This is a genomic window from Pseudomonas sp. PLMAX (genome assembly GCF_046042685.1).
Classification (GTDB): domain Bacteria; phylum Pseudomonadota; class Gammaproteobacteria; order Pseudomonadales; family Pseudomonadaceae; genus Aquipseudomonas; species Aquipseudomonas putida_AE.
The window spans coordinates 6,049,154-6,072,980 of the sequence record NZ_CP064949.1; the positions used below are offsets into that span (position 1 = coordinate 6,049,154).

Annotated in this window: 22 protein-coding genes; 12 read left to right on the top strand and 10 right to left on the bottom strand. The window is 60.9% G+C overall.

The annotated features are described in order from the left end of the window. Positions 1-99 precede the first annotated feature (99 nt). The 4 genes from DKB71_RS27545 (at position 100) to DKB71_RS27560 (ending at position 5,548) form a co-directional block, all read left to right on the top strand. Positions 100-1,590 carry a leucyl aminopeptidase gene (locus DKB71_RS27545; RefSeq protein ID WP_408598675.1) on the top strand — a complete coding sequence of 497 codons (1,491 nt, stop codon included), beginning with the start codon at positions 100-102 and terminating at the stop codon, positions 1,588-1,590. A 59-nt stretch (positions 1,591-1,649) separates the two neighbouring features. Next, positions 1,650-2,078 (top strand): DNA polymerase III subunit chi, encoded by a 429-nt coding sequence (locus tag DKB71_RS27550; RefSeq protein ID WP_274074298.1) that lies wholly within the window; start codon positions 1,650-1,652, stop codon positions 2,076-2,078. A gap of 8 nt (positions 2,079-2,086) precedes the next feature. Continuing rightward, positions 2,087-2,476: a DNA polymerase III subunit chi gene (locus DKB71_RS27555; RefSeq protein ID WP_408598677.1), complete on the top strand. Its 390-nt coding sequence runs from the start codon at positions 2,087-2,089 to the stop codon at positions 2,474-2,476. Positions 2,477-2,701: 225 nt separating this feature from the next. Further along, positions 2,702-5,548 carry a valine--tRNA ligase gene (locus DKB71_RS27560; RefSeq protein WP_408598679.1) on the top strand — a complete coding sequence of 949 codons (2,847 nt, stop codon included), beginning with the start codon at positions 2,702-2,704 and terminating at the stop codon, positions 5,546-5,548. Between the two features lie 45 nt (positions 5,549-5,593). Here the strand turns inward: DKB71_RS27560 and DKB71_RS27565 are convergent, their stop codons facing one another. Continuing rightward, positions 5,594-6,925, bottom strand: a complete 1,332-nt coding sequence (locus DKB71_RS27565; RefSeq protein WP_408598681.1) for an IS4 family transposase — start codon at positions 6,923-6,925, stop codon at positions 5,594-5,596. 281 nt (positions 6,926-7,206) lie between these two features. Between DKB71_RS27565 and rlmF the strand changes: the two genes are divergently transcribed. Next, the gene (rlmF, locus tag DKB71_RS27570; RefSeq protein WP_408598683.1) at positions 7,207-8,229 is read left to right on the top strand and encodes a 23S rRNA (adenine(1618)-N(6))-methyltransferase RlmF; all 1,023 of its coding nucleotides are present in this window, start codon (positions 7,207-7,209) and stop codon (positions 8,227-8,229) included. A gap of 76 nt (positions 8,230-8,305) precedes the next feature. Here rlmF and DKB71_RS27575 read toward each other — a convergent pair whose 3' ends face one another. Then, on the bottom strand, positions 8,306-8,587 hold the full coding sequence (locus DKB71_RS27575; RefSeq protein ID WP_007905514.1) for an HU family DNA-binding protein: 282 nt from the start codon (positions 8,585-8,587) through the stop codon (positions 8,306-8,308). A gap of 395 nt (positions 8,588-8,982) precedes the next feature. On the opposite strand from DKB71_RS27575, the gene yejK reads away from it, so the two are divergent. Both yejK and DKB71_RS27585 read left to right on the top strand, forming a co-directional pair. Further along, the gene (gene yejK / locus DKB71_RS27580) at positions 8,983-9,987 is read left to right on the top strand and encodes a nucleoid-associated protein YejK (RefSeq protein ID WP_274074294.1); all 1,005 of its coding nucleotides are present in this window, start codon (positions 8,983-8,985) and stop codon (positions 9,985-9,987) included. Further along, positions 9,987-10,337, top strand: a complete 351-nt coding sequence (locus tag DKB71_RS27585; protein ID WP_323606902.1) for a glutaredoxin family protein — start codon at positions 9,987-9,989, stop codon at positions 10,335-10,337. The genes yejK and DKB71_RS27585 overlap by 1 nt, the downstream gene beginning before the upstream one ends. 110 nt (positions 10,338-10,447) lie before the next feature. Here DKB71_RS27585 and DKB71_RS27590 read toward each other — a convergent pair whose 3' ends face one another. The 7 genes from DKB71_RS27590 to DKB71_RS27620 form a co-directional block, all read right to left on the bottom strand. Further along, positions 10,448-11,383, bottom strand: a complete 936-nt coding sequence (locus tag DKB71_RS27590; protein ID WP_408598686.1) for a glutathione S-transferase family protein — start codon at positions 11,381-11,383, stop codon at positions 10,448-10,450. 88 nt (positions 11,384-11,471) lie between these two features. Further along, positions 11,472-11,783, bottom strand: coding sequence for a GIY-YIG nuclease family protein (locus DKB71_RS27595; RefSeq protein WP_323606904.1), 312 nt, complete (start codon positions 11,781-11,783; stop codon positions 11,472-11,474). A 40-nt stretch (positions 11,784-11,823) separates the two neighbouring features. Further along, positions 11,824-12,294: a nuclear transport factor 2 family protein gene (locus DKB71_RS27600; protein WP_274074290.1), complete on the bottom strand. Its 471-nt coding sequence runs from the start codon at positions 12,292-12,294 to the stop codon at positions 11,824-11,826. A gap of 100 nt (positions 12,295-12,394) precedes the next feature. After that, positions 12,395-13,693: a CynX/NimT family MFS transporter gene (locus DKB71_RS27605; protein ID WP_274074289.1), complete on the bottom strand. Its 1,299-nt coding sequence runs from the start codon at positions 13,691-13,693 to the stop codon at positions 12,395-12,397. Then, complete coding sequence (locus tag DKB71_RS27610) at positions 13,683-14,342, bottom strand: FadR/GntR family transcriptional regulator (protein ID WP_408598690.1); 660 nt, start codon at positions 14,340-14,342, stop codon at positions 13,683-13,685. The genes DKB71_RS27605 and DKB71_RS27610 overlap by 11 nt, the downstream gene beginning before the upstream one ends. A gap of 155 nt (positions 14,343-14,497) precedes the next feature. Then, positions 14,498-14,839: a Grx4 family monothiol glutaredoxin gene (grxD, locus tag DKB71_RS27615; protein WP_274074287.1), complete on the bottom strand. Its 342-nt coding sequence runs from the start codon at positions 14,837-14,839 to the stop codon at positions 14,498-14,500. Positions 14,840-14,936: 97 nt separating this feature from the next. After that, complete coding sequence (locus DKB71_RS27620) at positions 14,937-17,042, bottom strand: molybdopterin oxidoreductase family protein (protein ID WP_408598692.1); 2,106 nt, start codon at positions 17,040-17,042, stop codon at positions 14,937-14,939. A gap of 462 nt (positions 17,043-17,504) precedes the next feature. Between DKB71_RS27620 and argF the strand changes: the two genes are divergently transcribed. Together argF and DKB71_RS27630 are read left to right on the top strand one after the other, a co-directional pair. Continuing rightward, entirely contained in the window at positions 17,505-18,425 is a 921-nt protein-coding gene (gene argF, locus DKB71_RS27625) for an ornithine carbamoyltransferase (protein WP_274074285.1), read from the top strand. Beyond that, positions 18,422-19,531, top strand: a complete 1,110-nt coding sequence (locus tag DKB71_RS27630; protein WP_274074284.1) for an ABC transporter ATP-binding protein — start codon at positions 18,422-18,424, stop codon at positions 19,529-19,531. The genes argF and DKB71_RS27630 overlap by 4 nt, the downstream gene beginning before the upstream one ends. Positions 19,532-19,639: 108 nt before the next feature. On the opposite strand, the gene ybaK is transcribed toward DKB71_RS27630, so the two are convergent. Further along, positions 19,640-20,110: a Cys-tRNA(Pro) deacylase gene (ybaK, locus tag DKB71_RS27635; RefSeq protein ID WP_274074283.1), complete on the bottom strand. Its 471-nt coding sequence runs from the start codon at positions 20,108-20,110 to the stop codon at positions 19,640-19,642. A 341-nt stretch (positions 20,111-20,451) separates the two neighbouring features. Between ybaK and DKB71_RS27640 the strand changes: the two genes are divergently transcribed. The 3 genes from DKB71_RS27640 to DKB71_RS27650 all read left to right on the top strand — a co-directional run bounded on the left by DKB71_RS27640 (position 20,452) and on the right by DKB71_RS27650 (position 23,736). Then, the gene (locus tag DKB71_RS27640; protein WP_408598694.1) at positions 20,452-21,303 is read left to right on the top strand and encodes an MIP/aquaporin family protein; all 852 of its coding nucleotides are present in this window, start codon (positions 20,452-20,454) and stop codon (positions 21,301-21,303) included. Positions 21,304-21,379: 76 nt separating this feature from the next. Continuing rightward, a complete protein-coding gene (gene glpK / locus DKB71_RS27645; protein ID WP_323627482.1) occupies positions 21,380-22,885 on the top strand; it encodes a glycerol kinase GlpK in 1,506 nt (501 codons plus the stop codon). A 95-nt stretch (positions 22,886-22,980) separates the two neighbouring features. After that, complete coding sequence (locus tag DKB71_RS27650; protein ID WP_408598695.1) at positions 22,981-23,736, top strand: DeoR/GlpR family transcriptional regulator; 756 nt, start codon at positions 22,981-22,983, stop codon at positions 23,734-23,736. Positions 23,737-23,827 lie beyond the last annotated feature (91 nt).

Sequence of the window (23,827 nt, forward strand, 5' to 3'; positions counted from 1 at the left end):
TCGTCGCCGGTCGATCCTGGCGCCTCTCTCTTTATAAGCAAGCGCTGCCCGCACCTTGTCCAGCGCTTGCGTATCGACCATCAATTCAGGGACCCGGACATGGAACTGGTTGTAAAAAGCGTCAACCCGCAAACGTTGAAAACCGCCACGCTGGTGGTTGCCGTCGGCGAAGGCCGCAAGCTCGGCGCTGTTGCCAAACAGCTCGACGAACTCAGCGCCGGCGCCATCAGTGCCGTGCTCAAGCGCGGCGACCTGGCCGGCAAGGTTGGCCAGAGCCTGTTGCTGCACAGCCTGCCGAACCTGAAAACCGAGCGCGTATTGCTGGTCGGCGTGGGCAAGGATGAAGAACTGGGTGACCGCCCGTTCCGCAAGATCATTGCCGGCATCCTCAACACCCTCAAGGGCCTGGGCGGCAGCGATGCGGTGCTGGCACTGGATGAAATCGTGGTCAAGGGCCGCGACAGTTATGGCAAGACCCGCCTGCTGGCCGAAACCCTGGTGGACGGCGAATACCAGTTCGACCAGTTCAAGAGCCAGAAAGCCGAGCCACGCGCCCTGAAAAAAGTCACCCTGGTGACCATCAAGGCCGCCGAGGCTGAAGTGCAACGCGCCGTGAACCACGCCACCGCGATCGCCAACGGCATGGCTTTCACCCGCAACCTGGGCAACCTGCCGCCGAATATCTGCCACCCGACTTTCCTCGGCGAGCAGGCCAAGAGCCTGGGCAAAGAGTTCAAGGACCTGAAAGTCGAAGTCCTCGACGAGAAGAAGATCAAGGCCCTGGGCATGGGCTCGTTCTACGCGGTCGGCCAGGGCAGCGCCCAGCCTCCGCGCCTGATCGTCATGCAATACAACGGCGGCAAGAAATCCGAGAAGCCCTACGCGCTGGTCGGCAAGGGCATCACCTTCGACACCGGCGGCATCAGCCTCAAGCCGGGTGCCGGCATGGATGAAATGAAGTACGACATGGGCGGCGCCGCCAGCGTGTTCGGCACCCTGCGTGCCGTGCTCGAACTGAAGCTGCCGATCAACCTGGTGTGCATCCTGGCCTGCGCCGAGAACATGCCGAGCGGCAACGCTTCGCGTCCGGGCGACATCGTCACCACCATGAGCGGCCAGACCGTGGAAATCCTCAACACCGACGCCGAAGGCCGCCTGGTGTTGTGCGACGCCCTGACTTACTCCGAGCGCTTCAAGCCGCAAGCAGTGATCGACATCGCCACCCTGACCGGTGCCTGCGTGGTTGCACTGGGCTCCCACACCTCGGGCCTGCTGGGCAACAACGACGAACTGATCGGCCAACTGCTGAGCGCCGGCAAGGCTGCCGACGACCGCGCCTGGCAACTGCCGTTGTTCGATGAGTACCAGGAACAGCTGGACAGCCCGTTCGCCGACATCGCCAACATCGGTGGCCCGAAAGCCGGCACCATCACGGCGGCCTGCTTCCTGTCGCGCTTCACCAAGAACCTGAACTGGGCGCACCTGGACATCGCCGGCACAGCCTGGACCAGCGGCGGCAAGGACAAGGGCGCCACTGGCCGTCCGGTTCCGTTGCTGACCCAGTACCTGCTGGACCGCGCCAAAGCCTGAAACCTATGATCCCGGGTGGCGTTGCCTGCCAGTGACGCCACCCCGGCTCAGGAACCGCAATGACCAAAGTCGACTTTTATATCCTGCCCAGCGCCGATCCTTCGGCACGCCTGGACTTTGCCTGCAAGCTCACCGAGAAAGCCTGGCGCATGGGCCACCGCATCTACCTGCATTGCAGCGATGCGACCCAGCGCGATGATCTCGATGCGCGGCTGTGGGCGTTCAAGGGCGAAAGCTTCGTGCCCCACGGCCCTGCCGACAGCGAACCAGACGGCTTGATTGTCCTGGGATTGGGCGAAGACTGCGGTCAGCATCAGGATTTGCTGGTCAATCTCGACCTGAAAGTCCCGGCCTTCGCCAGCAAGTTCGCCAGAGTGGCGGAAGTGGTGGTGGAGGATCCGACGATCAAGGCTGCTGCGCGGGAGAGTTTCCGTTTCTACCGCGAACAGGGCTATCCTCTGCAAGATCACCGTTTACAGCGACTCTGAGCATTCCGATGGACACTCCAAAACCGCTGCAACAATCCGCGCACCTGCTGGACGACCTCGAGTCGATCCGCCAACTGCTCGGCGATGACAACCTGCAACCACCGCTGCTGACCGATACGGTCGAAGAAGGTGACCAGGAACAGATTCCGATGCTGTTCGACACCGTCAGCGAGCCTGCGCCGGTCGTCGAGCCACCCGCCCCCAAACCCGCCGCTGATCCGGCACCGACGGCCAGTAACAGCGCCGACGCCCTGCTGTATCTCGACAGCGAATTGCGCGCCGCCGCGCAATTGATCATGCAAGACGTGATCGACGACTTCGCGCCGCACATCGAAACCGAAATAAAACGCCGCCTCAGCGCGCGGATGGAACGACTCCTCAGTCAGTACAACGACTGAGCCATACACAGATCCCCTTGTGGGAGCGGGCTTGCTCGCGAAGGCGTCGTGTCAGTCAGCATCAATATTGAATGTACGACCGCATTCGCGAGCAAGCCCGCTCCCACATTTGATCTTGTCGCGCCTTTGATAAGGCGCCCTGTCCGCACTCGCTCGCCCTGCGCCCCATGCCCCGCTATACTTGCCGGCTTTTCCTGAACAAATGCCAATAGGGTCCCGCCGCGCATGGATAAGACCTACCAGCCGCACGCCATTGAAACTTCCTGGTACAACACCTGGGAGTCAGAGAATTACTTCGCCCCGCAAGGCGCGGGCGAGTCCTACACCATCATGATCCCGCCGCCGAACGTCACCGGCAGCCTGCACATGGGTCACGGCTTCAACAACGCGATCATGGACGCCCTGATCCGTTTCCGCCGCATGCAGGGTCGCAACACCCTGTGGCAACCGGGCACCGACCACGCCGGTATCGCCACGCAAATGCTGGTGGAGCGTCAACTCGAAGCCCAGGGCCAGAATCGCCACGACCTGGGCCGCGAGAAATTCCTCGAGAAAGTCTGGGAATGGAAGGATCAGTCCGGCGGCAACATCAGCCGTCAGATCCGTCGCCTCGGCTCTTCCGTGGACTGGAGCCGCGAGCGCTTCACCATGGACGACGGCCTCTCTGAAGCCGTTAAAGAAGCGTTCGTGCGCCTGCACGAAGACGGCCTGATCTACCGCGGCAAGCGCCTGGTCAACTGGGACACCAAGCTGCACACGGCGATTTCCGACCTTGAAGTGGAAAACCACGACGAGAAAGGTTTCCTGTGGAACCTGAAATACCCGCTGGCCGACGGCGCCAAGACCGCTGAAGGCAACGATTTCCTGATCGTCGCGACGACTCGTCCGGAAACCATGCTCGGCGACTCCGCCGTCGCGGTTAACCCGAACGATGAACGCTACAAAGCCTTGATCGGCAAATTCGTCGAGCTGCCGCTGGTCGGCCGCCGCATCCCGATCATCGCCGACGATTACTGCGACCCTGAATTCGGCACCGGTTGCGTGAAAATCACCCCGGCCCACGATTTCAACGACTACGAAGTCGGCAAGCGCCACAACCTGCCGCTGCTGAACATCTTCGACAAGAACGCCCACGTGCTGCCAGCCGTGCAGGCATTCAACCTCGATGGCACCCTGAACGAAACGATCGACGGCAAGATCCCGGCGGAATATGCCGGTCTGGACCGCTTCGAAGCGCGCAAGCAGATCGTCGCAGCCTTCGAAGCCGCAGGCCTGCTGGTCAGCGTCGACGATCACGCCCTGAAAGTGCCGAAAGGCGACCGCTCCGGCACCATCATCGAGCCGTGGCTGACCGACCAGTGGTATGTGTCCACCAAGCCGCTGGCCGAACCAGCGATTGCCGCCGTTGAAGACGGCCGCATCCAGTTCGTGCCGAAACAGTACGAAAACATGTACTTCTCGTGGATGCGCGACATCCAGGACTGGTGCATCAGCCGTCAGCTGTGGTGGGGCCACCGGATTCCGGCCTGGTACGACGAGTCGGGCAAAGTCTACGTCGGTCGCGACGAAGCCGAAGTGCGCGCCAAGCACAACCTCGGCCCGGACGTCGCGCTGCAACAGGACAACGACGTACTCGACACCTGGTTCAGCTCGGGCCTGTGGACCTTCTCCACCCTCGGCTGGCCGGAACAGACCGAGTTCCTGAAGAAATTCCACTCCACCGACGTGTTGGTCACCGGCTTCGACATCATTTTCTTCTGGGTTGCCCGGATGATCATGCTCACCATGCACTTGGTGAAAAACGAAGACGGCACGCCGCAGGTGCCGTTCAAGACCGTGTACGTACACGGCCTGGTGCGTGATGGCCAGGGCCAGAAGATGTCCAAGTCCAAGGGCAACGTCCTTGACCCGCTGGACATCATCGACGGCATCGAGCTGGAAGAGCTGGTACAGAAACGCACCTCCGGCATGATGCAGCCGAAACTGGCGAAGAAGATCGAAAAGCAGACCCGCGAAGAGTTCGCCGAAGGCATCGCCAGCTATGGCACCGACGCCCTGCGCTTCACTTTCTGCTCGCTGGCATCCACCGGTCGTGACATCAAGTTCGACATGGGCCGCGTCGAAGGCTATCGCAACTTCTGCAACAAGATCTGGAACGCCGCGCGCTACGTGCTGGACAAAGGCGAAGACTGCGGTCAGAACGGCGAAGCCTACGAGCTCTCGCTGGCCGATCGCTGGATCATCTCGCAGCTGCAACGCACCGAAGCCGAAGTGACCCGTCAGCTCGACCAGTTCCGTTTCGATCTGGCCGCGCAAGCCTTGTACGAGTTCATCTGGAACCAGTATTGCGACTGGTACCTGGAACTGTCCAAGCCTGTGCTGTGGGACGAAAACGCTCCGATTGAACGCCAGCGCGGCACCCGTCGCACCCTGGTTCGCGTACTGGAAGTGGCCCTGCGCCTGGCGCATCCGTTCATGCCGTTCATCACCGAAGAAATCTGGCAGCGCCTCGCGCCGCTGGCCGGTATCGAGGGTAAAACGATCATGCTGCAACCTTGGCCAGTGGCCAATGAAGCACGCATCGACCAGGCCGCCGAAGACGACATCGAATGGCTCAAGGGCCTGATGCTCGGCACCCGTAACATCCGTGGCGAAATGAACATCGGCCCGGGCAAACCGCTGCCATTGTTCCTGAAGAATGTCAGCGCCGAAGATCAGCGTCGCCTGAGCGAAAACGAAGCGCTGCTGAAGAAGCTGGCACGCCTGGAATCGATCACCGTACTGGCGGCTGGCGAAGAGGCACCGCTGTCTGCCACCGCACTGGTCGGCGAGATGGAAGTGCTGGTACCGATGGCCGGCCTGATCGACAAGGGTGCCGAGCTTGCGCGCCTGGACAAGGAAATCCAGCGCCTGCAAGGCGAAGTGCAGCGCGTCGGCGGCAAGCTGTCCAACGCCGGTTTCGTTGACAAGGCGCCCGCTGAAGTCATCGAGAAAGAACGCGCCAAACTGGCCGAAGCCGAACAGGCTCTGGGCAAACTGGCGGAGCAACATGCGCGGATTGCCAGTCTGTAACGGCAGATCGCAATAAAAAAGGGAGGCCCTGGTGGCTAATGCCAGTCAGTTAAGCTGACTGGCATTTTTATTTCTGATCGGATACTTCGGCGATTTGAGCCGGATGGCTCGGGGATAAATACGCTCCTCTCGCCGATGAGGCAGGACATAGTGCGGCGCTGAAGCATGAAGCTCGGCCAGGTATTTGGGGATGTTCCCGGAGCGGTCGGCCGAGACGCTGTTGATAAACCCTAAAATTGCCCAGGTGCAGGCGGTAAAACTCATTTCGCACGGGTAAATTCCCGGACAGTGACGGCTCATTTCTACCATCTGATAGCGCAACAGGTTGTAGCCCAGCAACACGCCCCACAGCTCCTGCTCGATCATCTCGGGTGTCTTGCTGCGCAAGGTATAGCTGCTGTTGAGCAGCGTCTGTTTCATCTCCCGAAAGCCCAATTCGATCTCCCATCGCTGGCTGTACAGGTCGACTATTTCGTCAGACGGGAAGCGCAGCGGGTCGGTCATCGACGTCAGGATCTGACGCACCTTGCCCTTGACGGTTTTGCTCAGAAGGCGCGCAATCAGGCGCTCGGGCAGTCCCGGCCATTGCTTGCGGGCCTGCGGCGAAGTGCTTAACGAGACCATGGCATCCTGACGGCCCAAACGCTGAACAACTTCGTACTGCGCACCCTTGCGCAGTGGCATCAGCCAATGGCGCTCGGTGCCTGCTTGCTGCCACTGGTGCAGCAATCCCAGGGAGTAGAAACCTCGATCGAATAGGGTCAACGAGTGATCGGGCGTGGTGTCGATCAGTTGTTCGGCCAGTTTCATTTCGTTGCTGCGATAGCCATCAAATGCGCTGCCGATCAACATGTGGCTCGTCAATTCCATCTGACAGACCATGCGTACCTGGGGAAAACCGGTGTCGCCGTGCTGGTTACTGGCCGAATCGTAGCGCGCTCGATTTTCGCGGGTGTCAGGCGTTCGCCAGACGACACCGTCGACGCTCAACAAGCGCAAACCGGCCCAAGTCGGATGCTCAGCTGCTTCATGCCAACTTTTCTGAGTCAGGTCGAAGACTTGTCGTACGGCTTCGCTACCTAGTCTCTGACGTGCCTGGACTACGGCGCTGGGGGCCACTAACGGGCGTTGCCCCGGCAGCATGATGTTCATGCGACTGACCACATCCCACGCCGACATGCGCCGGAAGAACGCCATGGAAATCACGCACCAGAGCATCATTTCCAGCGGCAAGCGCCGCTTGCGCAGCGTCGCCACGCCGGCCTGTTCAAGCGCCTGCTCGACCAAAGAAGGATCGAGTAAGGAATCCAATCCCTCGATTGAGTTTGGAGTGGAAGCGAAGTTGTGGGTCAGTTCCAGTGCCCGAGCGAGACGCATAAAAAAATCCGATGCCAGTTCAGGCATCGGATTTTGATTTCTTGCGGCCAAAGGTCAAGCGAGATGGCTTAACTGATCGGCATTAGGCCCTGGTGGCCTCCCTTTTTTTCTTGAACACCAAAACTCCCTGTAGGAGCTGCCGCAGGCTGCGATCTTTGATCTTGCTTTTAAAAACAAAATCAAAAGATCGCAGCCTGCGGCAGCTGCAGGGGGCACACCGATTGTGACAGGATGTGGGACAATGCCCGCCACTTTCAGCCATACCCGAATCGATCACACCCATGACCGCCCCCCGCACACCCAGACCTGCGCGCAAGAAGCCCGAATCCGCGACCCCGGCCAAGGCCGTCGAGCCGCGTGAAAAGGCCAGCCTGCACCCGCGCAATCGCCACCAGGGTCGCTACGACTTCCCGGCACTGATCAAGAGCACGCCGGAGCTGGCGAAGTTCGTGATCATCAACCCGTACGGCAAGGAAAGCATCGACTTCGCCAGCCCGGACGCGGTGCGGGTGTTCAACCGGGCGCTGCTCAAGGCGTTCTACGGCATCGCCCACTGGGACATTCCCGCAGACTACCTGTGCCCGCCGGTGCCGGGTCGTGCGGACTATGTGCACTTTCTCGCCGACCTGTTGGCCAGCATCAATGACGGCGTCATCCCCCGCGGTGCGGCCGTGAAGGTGCTGGACGTGGGCATGGGCGCGAACTGCGTGTACCCGTTGATCGGTCACAGCGACTACCGCTGGCAGTTCCTTGGCTCGGAGATCGACGCCACCGCCATTGCCGCCGCCAAGGCCATCATCCAGTCCAACGGCTTGAGCAAGGCCATCCAGGTTCGCCAGCAGGGCAACCGCAAGCATATTCTGCTGGGTCTGCTGGAGAGCGCCGAGCGCTTTGACCTGACGATGTGCAACCCACCCTTCCACGCCTCGCTGGAGGAAGCCACCCGGGGCAGCAGCCGTAAATGGCGCGCGTTGGGCAAGGCCGATCCGAAACGCAAACTGCCGGTGCTGAATTTCGGCGGTCAGGCGGCGGAATTGTGGTGCGAAGGCGGCGAGGCACGGTTCGTCACGCAACTGATCAGCGAAAGCGCGCAGGTGGGCCAGCAGGTGTTGTGGTTCAGCACCCTGGTGTCCAAGGCCTCGAACCTGCCTGCGATTCAGACCGCCCTGAAGAAGGCCGGTGCCCTGCAAAGCCAGGTGGTGGAAATGTCCCAGGGTCAGAAGCAGAGCCGATTCGTCGCCTGGACCTTCAAGACCCCCTCCGAACAGCAGGTATGGCGCGAGCGTTGGGCGCAGAAAAGCTGAGCCACTGCCTGGTAAATCGCGGACACAAAAAAACCGTGCCCGGATCGCTCCGGCGCACGGCTTTTTTTAACAAGTCTTACTTGTTAACAGCGTCGGTCAGGCCTTTGGCCACAACCAGCTTGATCACTTTCTTGGCAGCGATTTCGATGGCAGCGCCAGTCGAAGGGTTACGGCCAGTACGGGCAGGACGCTCAGTCACTTTCAGTTTGCCGATACCTGGCAGAGTGATTTCGCCGCCGTTTTCCAGCTGATCGGCAACGATTTGGCCCAGTTGGTCCAGAGCGTTACGCGCGGTGGTTTTCGGCGCGTCGATAGCTTCAGCGATGTCGGCGATCAGTTGGTCTTTAGTAAGAGCCATGTAGTGTTCCTTCCCTATCAAATTCATATGGATTGCAGAGTGCAGTGTCAGCCATCGAGCCCGATCTTCTGGATCTGGCACCCTCGGTTGAATAACCACGGGATCGGGGTTATAGATTCCGAAATCAGGGTTTGGTTCGACCTGACAAATGCTGAATGCACGCTTAACGCAGTGACTACGCGTAAGACCGGGCAAAACTAGCACAGAGACGGGGAAATATCCGCCTCTAGCTACCCAATTGGTCAGCTTTATTGCTCTAAATCGGGAAAAAAACGCATAAGCACCACCGGTCGCCCTGGAAATGCCCTTCGCACCGCGCCAAATCCAGTGGTTGCGGTACACTGGGCGCTTTTTCGGGGAGCGCGCCCTCCCGTCTTCAATCAGCCGAGAAGCCCATGCCGATCCGTCATTGCATCGTCCACCTGATCGACAAAAAACCCGACGGCACACCAGCAGTTCTGCACGCTCGCGACTCCGAGCTGGCCGAGTCGAGCGCCATCGAGAACATGCTTGCCGACCTCAACGAAAGTTACAACGCGAAACAAGGCAAGGCCTGGGGTTTCTTCCATGCCGAATCCGGGGCGCATCCGTTCAGCGGCTGGCTGAAGGAGTACTTCGAGGGCGGCAAGGATTTCACCGCGTTCAGTCGCGTGGCGGTGGAGCACCTGCAAAAGCTGATGGAAGAGTCCAACCTCTCGGTCGGCGGCCACGTCCTGTTCGCCCACTACCAGCAAGGCATGACCGATTACCTGGCCATCGCCCTGCTGCACCACAGTGAAGGCGTTGCGGTGACCGAACAGCTGGACGTGACCCCGTCCCGGCACCTGGACCTGGGCCAATTACACCTGGCGGCACGGATCAACGTGTCCGAGTGGCAGAACAACAAGCAGTCCAAACAGTACATCTCGTTCATCAAGGGCAAGAACGGCAAAAAAGTCTCGGAGTATTTCCGCGACTTCATCGGTTGCCAGGAAGGCGTCGACGGCCCCGGCGAAACCCGCACCCTGCTCAAGGCCTTCAGTGACTTCGTCGAAAGCGAAGACCTGCCCGAAGACGACGCTCGCGAAAAAACCAAGACCCTGGTGGACTACGCCAGCAGCCAGGCCAAGCTCGGCGAGCCCATGGGCCTGGAAGAGTTGTCCGGGTTGATCGACGAAGAACGCCCGAAAGCCTTCTACGACCACATCCGCAACAAGGACTACGGCCTGTCGCCGGAGATCCCGGCCGATAAACGCACCCTGAACCAGTTCCGCCGCTTCACCGGCCGTGCCGAAGGCCTGTCCATCAGCTTCGAAGCGCACCTGCTGGGCTCGAAGATCGAGTACGACGAAGAAGCCGGCACCCTGATCATCAAGGGACTGCCGACCTCGCTCACCGACCAGCTCAAGCGCCGCAACTGATGCTGGGCAGCGTACTGAAGAAATGCCTGCTGATCCTGCTGGTGGTCGTGGTCTATCAGAACTGGGGCAAGATCGAGCGGGTGTTCAACCCTTCGCAAGTGGTGTCCGAGCAGACCCAGGCCAAGGCCAACGTCGTGCTCTACGCCACCGAGTGGTGCGGCTACTGCAAGCTGACCCGGCGCTTTCTCGATCAGAAAGGTATCCCTTACAAGGAGTTTGATATCGAGAAGGATGCCGAGGCGCGCGAGGCCTATCAGGCGCTAGGGGGCGGTGGGATTCCGATCATCGATGTGAACGGGACGTTGATTCGCGGGTATGACCCGGATGCGATTCTGGCAGCCTTGAAATGACCTGTAGGAGCTGGCTTGCCAGCGAATGCGGTGGTTCAGCCGGTACATTTGTCGACTGAACCACCGTCTTCGCTGGCAAGCCAGCTCCTACAAGGTCGTGTATGGCGGGGTTATTGTGCTTCGATGCGGAAACCAAATCGCGGAACGTGCACATGCACCACGCCGCTGCGCTCGTCTTCTCGACGCACAATCAATTCCTCGCTGCCCGCGAACACCAATTCCCCCGCCACTGGATCAACGCCGTAGTCAGTCGCGGCGATCACCACCTGCTGCCCCGTCCGAAACCCATTCGGATCGGCAAACTGCTCGTCCGGCAATGCAGCAGGCGTCGCGTCGCGGGCCACGCTCAGCGCTTCCTCGGAAGTCATGTCACTCGGCGCACCATGGCCAAACCCCAGCACCCGCGCCAACCACGCCGAGACTGCCGGATAGTTATCCACAAGCGGCGAGGTCACGGGCGTTGCCTTGAGGAACCACAGCGGGTGAGCCATGGCAAAGTCGGCAATCGACGGCTCGCCGAACAGGTAATCCCCCTCTTCGCGCTGCAGCTGCTGCTCCAGGCGCGCCATGATCGTCGGCCATTGGTGCCTGGCCTGCTCGGCGGACAAGCGGGTGGCACTGCCGCCACTGAACAGGCCCGCCCGGTCGGCGATGAACGCCTTGATCGCTTCCGGCGGCATATTGCCGAAACGCACCGCTATCGATTCCGGCTGGAACACCAGGCTGACCGCATGCTGGAACACCACCGAATCGGCCCACGCCGCGAAGGACGCGGCGATCATTTCCTGCCCCTCGGGGAAGAACGCCGGCAGGGCTTTTTCCTGCTCAAGGCGACGGGCGATCATGGCGGTGTCGCAATAGATGTCCGCACCGATCTGCAACACCGGAGTCTTGCGATAACCACCGGTCAAGGCGGTGAGATCGGGCTTGGGCATCACGGGCGAGATCGTCACCGAGCGCCAGGACAACCCCTTGAAACCCAGGAGCAGCCGGGCTTTTTCGGCGAAAGGGGACGTCGGGTAATGATGCAGAATCAACTCGGACATGCTCGGCTCCGCCGCAGGAATCAGGAGTCCGCAGCTTAACGCGCATTCGCAGGGCAGCCTACAGATCCACCTGATGGGAACTTATCAGTCAGATTGATAAGCCGGCGGCGGCGCTGGCCACCAGGCATTCCTTCGCGCTTTTCCTGAGTTTCTTGATCAGCCGCTCCTGGCGCAGCGCGTCGCTTTTGTCGCGGCAGAGTTCGGTATAGACCAGCGCCACGGCCGGGCTGGAGAGAAAAAAGCGCGCGCCCTTGCCGCTCTGGTGAGTGGCGAAGCGGCGCACAGGATCGTCACTGATCCCGCAGTAGAGCGATCCGTTGGCCGCCCGCACGAGGTAGACGAACCAGGGTTTGCTCACCGGTGAATCGGCGTCGGGAGGATTTTCGCTGAGGGTGGTCACGGCACGATCAAGGCTTGAAAGGAAACAAGCCGCGATCTTATCAGCGACTGGCCTGGAATGCCTTCAGCCCCTTTCGGGCCTGCGCGCGGACGGCGTTGCGCACCAGCGGACTCCAACCCAGCAGCAGGCCTTTGAAACCCAGCGCCTGACGCGACCACTTCCACAAATCAAAGTGATCGTGATGCTCGCAAATCTTGCCGTCGCGAAAGACGAATCGTGCCTGGATGTCGTTGACCACGGTGTTGCCAGTCTGGCTGAACAGGTACGTCGCCACCCAATGAGCAGCACCGGTGCGCTCATCCGCACGAACGTCATCGAAGGTCAGGGAAAAATCCTTGGCCCGGGTGGTCAGCATCCGCCACATATCACCCGCGTCGCGCCCGCGAAGCTCGCCGAACGCCGGATCACTGAACACCACGTCATCGGTATAGCAGGCGCTCATGGCCTCGGCATCCAGCCGTTGGAAGGCTTGGTAGAACTGGGTGATCAATGCGCTGTGGGCATCACTCATGGGCAGGCTCCGTTCAATCGATGGATGGCCTGCACGATAGTCTGCAAATACGCCGAACACTATCGGCATTCGCCAGGCGAATACCGACAGTGCGCAGGGGTCAGACCTTTTCGCTTTCGACTTGTACGTACAGTGCGCGCCCGGCACCGAGGCCGGCGATGATCGCACCCAGGCCGATGACGCCGAAGATCCAGCCCACGGCGTTCCAGCCACCGGTCCAGTCGTGCACGATGCCGACCGCGAATGGCCCCATCGACGCCAGGGTGTAACCGAAGCCCTGGGCCATGCTCGACAGGTTCGCCGCCACATGGGAGTCCCGCGAGCGCAGCACGATAAGGGTCAACGCCAGGCTGAACGTGGCGCCCTGCCCCAGGCCCAGTACGATCGCCCAACCCCACAGGCCTTCGATCGGCGCGTACAGGCAACCGAACAGACCACCCAGGGTCAGCGCCATGACGATCACGATCGCCAGGCGCTGGTCCTTGCCGCGCGTCGCCAACCAGGGCGCGGCGAGGGAGCTAACCAACTGAACGATCACCGAACCGGAGAGCACCAGGCCGGCCTGGGTCGGGGTCAGGCCACGACCGATCAGGATCGACGGCAACCAGCCGAACACGATGTAGGCCAGGGACGATTGCAGGCCCATGTACAAGGTCACTTGCCAGGCCAGCGGGTCGCGCAGCAGGCCGCGAACCCGATAGGCCACGTTGTGCGCGCCGTGCTTCTGCCCGACCTGGGGCAACCAGAAAATCGCCGCGACCAGCGCGGGAATCACCCAGAAACCGAGCCCCATTGCCCAGCTCTTGTCGAAGTGTTCGCTCAGCGGCACCGTCGCGCCCGCCGCCATGGCCGCACCGAGGCACAGGGCCATGGTGTAGACGCCGGTCATGGTCCCGGCCTGTTTGGCGAAGTCACGCTTGACGATGCCAGGCAGCAATACACCGATCACACCGATGCTGGCGCCGGCCAGTACGCTGCCGGCGAACAGGCCGATCTCGCCAAAGGAACTGCGCAGGATGATCCCGCCCGCCAGGGTCAGGAGAATGCCCAGCACCACCCGCTCCGCGCCGAAACGACGCGCCAGCACTGGCGCCAGCGGCGCGAACAGGCCGAGGCAGAGCACCGGCAAGGTGGTCAGCAACCCGGCCTGCGACGCCGACAGGCCCAGGCTTTTCGATACTTCGCTGAGCATCGGCGCCATGCTCGACAGCGCCGGGCGCAGGTTCAGCGCCACCAGGATCAATCCCAGCAGCAATAGCCACGGCCGGACCAGGAGCGGCTGGGTTTGCTGGACCTGTTCGTCATCGGCCTCGGCGTCGATCAGCAACTCTTCCAGCTCTGCCGTGCGCTTGGGGGATGGGAGATCTCTGGACATGGTGTTCTCTGTTTCAAGGTTCATTGATCAACTGCCTCGACAGGGCTTTGGCCCGTTCCGGGTCGCGTTGCTCCACGGCATCGAGCAGTTCGACGTGCAGATCGAAGACCTCCTGGCGCCCTGGCGTGATGTTCAGGCAGTGGCGCAATTGCTCGCCGACAACGCTGGAGAAATAGCGATACAGCTCGCTGAGGGTCGGGTTGTGCGCGGCGTCCACCAGGCGGCGGTGGAACACCAGGTCACAGGCAATGTAGGTATCGAGATCGCCGTGATAGTGGCTGCCGCTGACGCCCAGTGCCTCGCGCAATGCCACCAGGTCCTCATCGGTACGACGCAGGGCGGCCAGGCCGATGGCCTCGACTTCGAGGATGTGCCGGGTTTCCCGCGCCTGCTCGAGCGAGCAGCGGGACAGCGCCTTGAGGGTGTCCAGCGGGTCGACCAGGGCCCGCAGGTAACTGCCGTCACCCTGGCGAATCTCGATCAACCCGGAAAACGCCAGCACCCGCATGGCTTCGCGCACCGTGTTGCGACTGATGCCCAGTTCGGCGGACAGCTCGGGTTCGGTTGGCAGGCGCTGCCCCACCGCCCAGGCGCCCTGGTTGATGCGCAAGCGCAACTGCTCCAGGGCCTGATCGACCAGCGAGCGTTTAACTAATGGAGCAATGTCTGACATAGGATTCGCCCTGTCATCCAATCATAGGATGAATTTTCTGACATGTTAGTCAGCTTCATCCAGGAGGGCAACCCGGTCATGTGTGCCGATGATTTTTCCCGGGCGAAAAAAAACCCTTCACGAATAACCGTGAAGGGTTTTTCGATGCCCGAGTATCAGGCTTCGGTCTTGGCTGCCGCCGCTTTGGCCGCCGCGTCCTTGATCAGGGACTGCAGCGAACCGTCAGCGGACATCTCAGTCATGATGTCGCTACCGCCGACCAGCTCGCCCGCTACCCACAGTTGCGGGAAGGTTGGCCAGTTGGCGTATTTTGGCAGGTTGGCGCGGATTTCCGGGTTCTGCAGGATATCCACGTACGCAAATTTTTCGCCACACGCCATCACGGCCTGCGATGCTTTCGCGGAGAAGCCGCACTGCGGGGCATTCGGCGAGCCTTTCATGTAAAGCAGAATGGTGTTGTTGGCAATCTGCTCTTTAATCGTTTCGATGATATCCATGGAGCACCTCGGCTGAACTTTCCGACTCATGGGTCGGCACGGTGGCGCATTGTAACGGAAAGCCGAGCGCCCTGCTCGGTCTCTCCGTCAGATGCGATCAGGCCGCTACCACGGTCACCGGCACACCGTTCAACGCCGCGTTGCCCGACAATTCATCGAGCTGACACTCGTCGGTCAGGTCATTGGCGCTGGAACCCGGCTGGCCGCTGGCGATGCTCATTTGCACCCCCGGCCGCGCGTGGCCCCAACCGTGCGGAAGGCTGACCACTCCTTTCATCATATCCAGGCTGGCCAGGACTTCCACCTCGATGACCCCGACCCGCGAACTGACCCGCACCCGCTGCCCGTCGGTGAGCCCGCGACTGGCAAGGTCCTCTGGATGCATCAACAACTGATGACGCGGCTTGCCCTTCACCAGGCGGTGAAAGTTATGCATCCACGAGTTGTTGCTGCGCACATGTCGCCGGCCGATCATCAACAACTCATCGGTGGTCGGCGCCTGCAATGCGGCGAAGCGCGCCAGGTCGGCGATTATGGCGCCGGGGGCCGCCTGGATTCGCTGGTTGGCGGTTTTCAGCCGGGACGCCAGGTTGGATTTCAGCGCGCCCAAGTCAATCCCATGAGGATGATCGAACAGAGTGGCCAGTGACAGCTTGTGCGGCGACGCATCGCCGTACAGGCCCATGCGCAAACCGCGGTCGATCATCTGCGCCGGGGCGATGGTGGGCTTCAATTCCTTGCCCGTCCTGGCCGCGAACGCCTTGGCCAAGCCGACAAAAATCTCCCAATCGTGCAAGGCGCCTTCAGGCTTGGGCAGGATGGCGCGATTGAAACGGCTGACGTTGCGCACCGCGAACATATTGAAGGTGGTGTCGTAATGATCGTTTTCCAGCGCTGAGGTGGACGGCAGGATCAGGTCGGCATAACGCGTGGTTTCATTGATGTACAGGTCAATGCTGACCATGAACTCCAGGCCGTCCAGGGCCTGTTCCAGCTGGCGGCCATTGGGAGTGGACAACACCGGGTTGCCCGCCACGGTGATCAACGCGCGAACCTGCCCTTCGCCTTCAGTCAGCATCTCTTCGGCCAAGGCCGACACCGGCAGCTCACCGCCATACTCAGGACGCCCGGACACCCGGCTCTGCCACAGATTGAAATGCCCGCCCGAGGTCGAGGCCACCAGATCCACCGCCGGCTCGGTGCACAAGGCACCACCGACGCGGTCGAGGTTGCCGGTGACCAGGTTGATCAACTGCACCAGCCAATGGCACAGCGTGCCGAACGCCTGGGTCGAGACGCCCATGCGGCCGTAGCAAACCGCGCTCGGCGCTGCGGCAAAATCCCGGGCCAACTGGCGGATCTGCTCCGCAGGCACCGCGCACAATGGACTCATGGCTTCGGCGCTGAAACCTGCCACGGCTTCGCGTACCTCATCCAGACCGTCCACCGGCAAATGACTGTCGCGGGCCAGGCCTTCGGCGAACAAGGTATTGAGCAGACCGAACAAAAGCGCCGCATCGCCACCGGGACGCACGAACAGATGCTGGTCGGCGATCGCCGCCGTTTCGCTGCGACGCGGGTCGACCACCACCACTTTGCCGCCCCGGGCCTGGATCGCCTTCAAGCGTTTTTCCACATCCGGCACGGTCATGATGCTGCCGTTGGAGGCCAGCGGGTTGCCGCCGAGGATCAGCATGAAGTCGGTGTGATCGATGTCCGGTATTGGCAACAGCAGACCGTGGCCGTACATCAAGTGACTGGTCAGGTGATGCGGCAACTGATCGACCGACGTCGCAGAAAACCGGTTGCGGGTTTTCAGCAGGCCAAGAAAGTAATTGCTGTGGGTCATCAACCCATAGTTGTGCACGCTGGGGTTGCCCTGGTAAACCGCCACCGCATTTTGCCCGTGGCGCTCCTGAATCGCCGCCAGGCGTTCGGCCACAAGGTCGAAGGCGGCGTCCCACTCGATCGGCTGCCATTCGCTGCCCACCCGCAGCATCGGTCGATGCAGGCGATCCGGATCGTTCTGGATGTCTTGCAGGGCCACCGCCTTGGGGCAGATATGGCCGCGGCTAAACGTATCCTGGGAGTCGCCCTTGATCGAGGTGATCTGCAGGTGGCCTTCGAGCTCAGTGGTTTCGATGGTCAGGCCACAGATGGCTTCACACAAATGGCACGCACGGTGATGGAGAGTCTTGGTCATGGCCAGTCTCTGTCTTGTTCTGGGCGGGCAATAGCGACCGCGGGAACAAAACTATGGCGCCTGCCCTGCCACCGCGCCAGCGACGTTCGTCTTGTGAATCGGCGGCCATCAGGCCTGCCGATAACCGCCGGCAATCAGCTCGACGGCAGTCCTGGCGGCACCTGGAAACCGACTGTCCCAACACCATTACCGTCCCGCTTGTTTGCAAACCTCCACGGCGCCGGTGTACAAATGCCTGGCTGCAGTCAGGAAACAGGCTTCAAAAGCGCTATCGCGGTCACCCCATAGCCCCTCCGAATCCCCTAAAAACCGTAGCCCTATTGGTAAGACGCGACATTTAATTATAAGATCGCGCCTTCCCCTATTTCGTCGCCCCGTGCGGCTTACGCCGCAGGTCTCGCCCGTTGTTCCGTTAAACAAGGCTTTGAGCATCTGCGGTTTGTAGCAAAAAGGTAGTCAATGATGAGCGCAAGGCACTTTCTCTCCCTGATGGATTGCACGCCCGAAGAGCTGGTCAGCGTGATCCGTCGAGGCGTTGAGCTCAAAGACCTGCGTAACCGCGGCGTACTGTTCGAGCCCTTGAAAAACCGCGTGCTCGGGATGATTTTCGAAAAGTCCTCGACCCGCACCCGAATTTCCTTCGAAGCCGGCATGATCCAGCTCGGTGGCCAGGCGATCTTCCTGTCGCCTCGCGATACCCAGCTGGGCCGTGGCGAGCCGATCGGCGACTGCGCGATCGTCATGTCGAGCATGCTCGACGCCGTGATGATCCGCACCTTTGCCCACAGCAACCTGACCGAATTCGCCGCCAACTCCCGCGTGCCGGTGATAAACGGCCTGTCCGACGACCTGCACCCGTGCCAGTTGCTGGCCGACATGCAGACGTTCCTCGAACACCGTGGCTCGATCCAGGGCAAGACCGTGGCCTGGATCGGCGACGGCAACAACATGTGCAACAGCTATATAGAAGCGGCGATCCAGTTCGACTTCCAGTTGCGCGTTGCCTGCCCGGAAGGCTATGAACCTAATCCAGAATTCGTGGCCAAGGCCGGCGATCGAGTCACCATCGTTCGCGATCCGAAGGAAGCCGTGCGGGGTGCACACCTGGTGAGCACCGACGTCTGGACCTCCATGGGCCAGGAAGAGGAAACCGCCAAGCGCCTTCAGCTGTTCGCCCCGTATCAGGTCAACTGCGCCCTGCTCGACCTGGCCGCTGACGACGTGCTGTTCATGCACTGCCTGCCAGCACACCGTGGCGAGGAAATCAGCGTCGACCTGCTCGATGACAAACGCTCGGTGGCCTGGGATCAAGCCGAAAACCGTCTGCATGCGCAAAAAGCCCTGCTCGAGTTCCTCGTCGAACCGGCGTACCACCACGCATGAGCCAGCCATTACTGCTTAACCTGCGCAACCTCGCCTGCGGCTATCAAGACCAGCGCGTGGTGCAAAACCTCAACCTGCACCTGAACGCCGGCGACATCGGTTGCCTGCTGGGCTCTTCAGGCTGCGGCAAGACCACCACCCTGCGCGCCATCGCCGGCTTCGAACCGGTGCACGAAGGGGATATCCAGCTGGCGGGCGAGACCATCTCCAGTGCCGGTTTCACCCTCGCGCCAGAGAAACGCCGGATTGGCATGGTGTTCCAGGATTACGCGCTATTCCCGCATTTGACCGTGGCCGACAACATCGCCTTCGGCATTCGCAAACATCCGAACAAGGATCGCGTCACCGAAGAACTGCTCGAGTTGGTCAACCTGAAAAACCTCGGCAAGCGCTACCCCCACGAGCTTTCCGGTGGCCAGCAGCAACGGGTCGCCCTGGCGCGTGCATTGGCGCCCGAACCGCAATTGCTGTTGCTGGACGAACCCTTCTCCAACCTCGACGGTGAATTGCGCCGCAAGCTCAGCCATGAGGTGCGCGACATTCTCAAGGCCCGCGGCACCAGTGCGATCCTGGTGACCCACGATCAGGAAGAAGCCTTCGCAGTCAGCGATCATGTCGGCGTGTTCAAGGAAGGCCGGCTGGAGCAGTGGGATACGCCCTACAACCTCTATCACGAACCGCTGACGCCCTATGTGGCCAGCTTCATCGGCCAGGGTTACTTCATCCGCGGTCAGCTGAGCAGCCCGGAGTCGGTGCAGACGGAGCTCGGAGAATTGCGCGGCAACCGTGCCTACACCTGGCCGGTCGGCGGTGCGGTGGATGTCTTGCTGCGTCCGGACGATATCGTTTATGCGCCCGACAGTGCCTTGAAGGCGCGGATTGTCGGCAAGTCTTTCCAGGGCGCCTCGACGCTTTATCGCCTGCAAATGCCGACGGGCGCGCAACTGGAATCGATCTTCCCGAGCCATGTCGATCATCTGGTCGGCGCAGAGGTCGGCATTCGTGTCGCGGCGGAACACCTGGTGCTGTTCCAGGCGTCCGGCAGCATGGCGGCGCAGATTCCGCCGGTTGATTCAGGGGTGCGGCGCTACAGCCCTGCGCACTGATCCCCCTGTAGGAGCGAGCTTGCTCGCGATGGTGGTCAACGATAACGAGGGCTGCCTGAATGCACGCGGTGCCCTGACGTCCATCGCGAGCAAGCTCGCTCCTACAGTTCAAGCACGGCCAATCTCGGCAAATTTCGCCTGGGTATGCTCCGCCAGCACCGCCGGTGCCAGTTCGACTTCCAGCCCCCGCCGTCCCGCACTGACAAAGATGCTCGCCAATGGCTGAGCCGAACTGTCGATAAAGGTGCGCAAGCGCTTCTTCTGCCCCAGCGGGCTGATACCCCCCAATAGATAACCGGTGGAGCGCTGGGCCGCCGCAGGGTCGGCCATTTCGACTTTCTTCACCCCGGCCGCATGCGCCAGCCCCTTCAAGTCCAGGCTTCCGCCAACCGGCACCACCGCCACCAGCAACTCGCCTTTCTCACTGGCCGCCAGCAGGGTCTTGAACACCTGCGCCGGGTCCAGTCCGAGCTTCTCCGCGGCTTCCAAGCCATAGGAAGCCGCCTTCGGGTCATGTTCATAACTGTGCACGCGGTGTTCGGCCCGAACCTTTTTCAGCAAATCCAATGCGGGTGTCATGACAGCTCCAGACTGGGTGGCAGTGGAAAAATCCTGCGCCGGATTCTAAGACATTGATCCACAAAAGGCTCTATCGCCGAACCGTTGCAAAAAAGCGCCCCGGCCACTTGCTGACGCGGTCATTCACACAACTTATAGATTATTTGTGACCGACGGTTCACTTTCGACCTTTGACAGCAGCGTTTCTTGTCTATATTTTTTCGTTTCTGAATCTGAATGAAAAGTCCTACCGCAGTGCCCAGCTGTAAAACGGGAACAGGATGGGGATCCTGCCTCAATCAAGAACGCGCTTTGACCCTGCTGGAATGAAAGCGTCAGACAAGAAAAACAATGAGGTTTCAATGACAACTGCTTTACAACAACCGTCACTCTCGAGCCAATGCATGGCCGAGTTCCTGGGAACTGCGCTGCTGATCTTCTTCGGCACTGGGTGCGTTGCCGCGCTCAAGGTCGCGGGTGCCAGCTTTGGCCTGTGGGAAATCAGCATTATCTGGGGTGTCGGCGTGAGCATGGCAATCTATTTGACCGCAGGGGTTTCCGGCGCTCATCTGAACCCTGCCGTGAGCATCGCGCTGAGCATTTTTGCCGACTTCGAAAAGCGCAAACTGCCTTTTTATATCATCGCCCAGGTGGCTGGCGCCTTTTGCGGCGCCTTGCTGGTGTACACGCTGTACAGCAACCTATTCTTCGATTTCGAACAAACTCACCAAATGGTTCGCGGCTCCGCAGCCAGCCTTGAGTTGGCGTCGGTGTTTTCCACATTCCCTAACCCAAGCCTGTCCACCGCCCAGGCATTCCTGGTCGAAGTGATCATCACCGCCATCCTGATGGGCGTGATCATGTCGCTGACCGATGATAACAATGGCCTGCCCAATGGCCCGCTGGCACCGATCCTGATCGGTCTGCTGATTGCGGTGATTGGCAGTTCGATGGGGCCACTGACCGGTTTCGCGATGAACCCGGCACGGGACTTCGGCCCTAAACTGATGACTTTCTTCGCCGGCTGGGGTGAAATTTCCTTCACTGGCGGCCGCGATATTCCGTACTTCCTGGTTCCGGTATTTGCACCGATTGTCGGTGCCTGCCTGGGGGCTGCCGCCTACCGCGGCTTGATTGCCCGTCACCTGCCTGACGTCGCACCTGCTACAAAGGATGCAACACCAGCCATTGACGGCAAGCCCAGAACCTCTTGATACCCTTGGTGCGCGACCCTGCCCATTTTGCTCGCGCGCCAGGCTTCACTCCCCTATTTCGTCCAAGGCAATCGACATGACCGACACTCAGAACAAGAACTACATCATTGCCCTCGATCAGGGTACGACCAGCTCGCGCGCGATCATTTTCGATCGCGACGCCAACGTGGTCTGCACCGCCCAGCGCGAGTTCGCGCAGCATTATCCGCAAGCCGGCTGGGTCGAACATGACCCGATGGAAATCTTCGCCACCCAGAGTGCGGTGATGGTCGAAGCCCTGGCGCAAGCGGGACTGCACCACGACCAAGTCGCGGCCATCGGCATCACCAACCAGCGTGAAACCACCGTGGTCTGGGACAAGAACACCGGCCGACCGATCTACAACGCGATCGTCTGGCAATGCCGACGCAGCACCGAGATTTGCCAGCAGCTCAAACGCGATGGCCACGAGCAATACATCAGCGACACCACGGGCCTGGTCACCGACCCGTACTTCTCCGGCACCAAGCTCAAGTGGATTCTCGACAACGTCGAAGGCAGCCGCGAACGCGCGCGCAACGGCGAGCTGTTGTTCGGCACCGTCGACAGCTGGCTGATCTGGAAATTTACCGGCGGCAAGGTGCACGTCACCGACTACACCAACGCCTCGCGCACCATGCTCTTCAACATCCACACCCTGGAGTGGGATGCGAAGATGCTGGAAGTGCTGGATATCCCGCGGGAAATGCTGCCGCAAGTGAAGTCGTCGTCGGAAATCTACGGTCACACCAAAAGCGGCATCGCCATCGGTGGTATCGCCGGCGACCAACAGGCCGCGCTGTTCGGTCAGATGTGTGTCGAGGCCGGGCAGGCGAAAAACACCTACGGCACCGGTTGCTTCCTGTTGATGAACACCGGTGACAAAGCCGTGAAATCCAACCACGGCATGCTCACCACCATCGCCTGCGGCCCCCGTGGCGAAGTCGCCTACGCGCTGGAAGGCGCAGTGTTCAACGGCGGCTCCACCGTGCAATGGCTGCGCGACGAGCTGAAGATCATCAACGATGCCCACGACACCGAATACTTCGCCAACAAGGTCAAGGACAGCAACGGCGTGTATCTGGTGCCGGCCTTCACCGGCCTCGGCGCGCCGTACTGGGACCCCTATGCCCGTGGCGCGCTGTTCGGCCTGACCCGCGGCGTGCGCGTCGATCACATCATCCGCGCCGCGCTGGAGTCGATTGCCTACCAGACTCGCGACGTGCTCGATGCGATGCAACAGGACTCCGGCGAACGCCTCAAGGCCCTGCGTGTGGACGGCGGCGCGGTGGCGAACAATTTCCTGATGCAGTTCCAGGCCGACATCCTCGGCACTCAGGTCGAGCGCCCGCAGATGCGCGAAACCACGGCACTCGGCGCCGCTTACCTGGCGGGCCTGGCCTGCGGTTTCTGGGGCAGCCTGGACGAATTGCGTGGCAAGGCAGTGATCGAGCGCAAGTTCGAGCCGACGCTGGATGAAACGGCGAAGGAAAAACTCTACGCAGGGTGGAAAAAAGCGGTCAGCCGCACCCGCGATTGGGCGGCGGAAGACGAAGCTGAATAAACCGCGATACAGGCTCGTATCTGTATGTAACTGGTAGGGAGCAGATTCCTGCGGCATCATGGGCAAATTTTGCACGGCAGCCCAAAGGACGCCCCATGAATCTGCCTCCCCGTCAGCAGCAAATCCTCGAACTGGTCCGTGAACGCGGTTATGTCAGCATCGAGGAAATGGCCACGCTGTTCGTTGTTACCCCGCAGACCATCCGCCGCGATATCAATCAACTGGCGGAAGCCAATCTGTTGCGCCGCTACCACGGTGGCGCGGCTTACGATTCCAGTGTTGAAAACACCGCCTACGCCATGCGCGCCGATCAGATGCGCGATGAGAAACAGCGCATCGGCGAAGCCATCGCCGCGCAGATCCCCGACCACGCCTCGCTGTTCATCAATATCGGAACCACCACCGAATCCATTGCCCGCGCCCTGCTCAACCACAATCACCTGAAGATCATCACCAACAACCTGCATGTGGCCTCGATGCTCAGCGCCAAGGACGACTTCGACGTGCTGCTGACCGGGGGCAATGTGCGGCGTGACGGTGGCGTGGTCGGCCAGGCCAGCGTCGACTTCATCAACCAGTTCAAGGTCGACTTTGCCCTGGTCGGCATCAGCGGCATCGACGAAGACGGCAGCCTGCTGGATTTCGATTATCAGGAAGTGCGGGTATCCCAGGCGATCATCGCCAACGCCCGCAAGGTGATTCTCGCCGCCGACTCCAGCAAGTTCGGGCGCAACGCCATGATCCGCCTGGGACCGATCAGCCTGATCGATTGTCTGGTCACCGACCAGGAGCCGGTGCCGGCGCTGACCCAGTTGTTGCATCAGCACAAGATTCGACTCGAAGTCGTTTAACCCTTCTCAACATCAAAGATCGCAGCCTTCGGCAGCTCCTACAGGTTTTGCATATCCCTGTAGGAGCTGCCGAAGGCTGCGATCTTTGCTT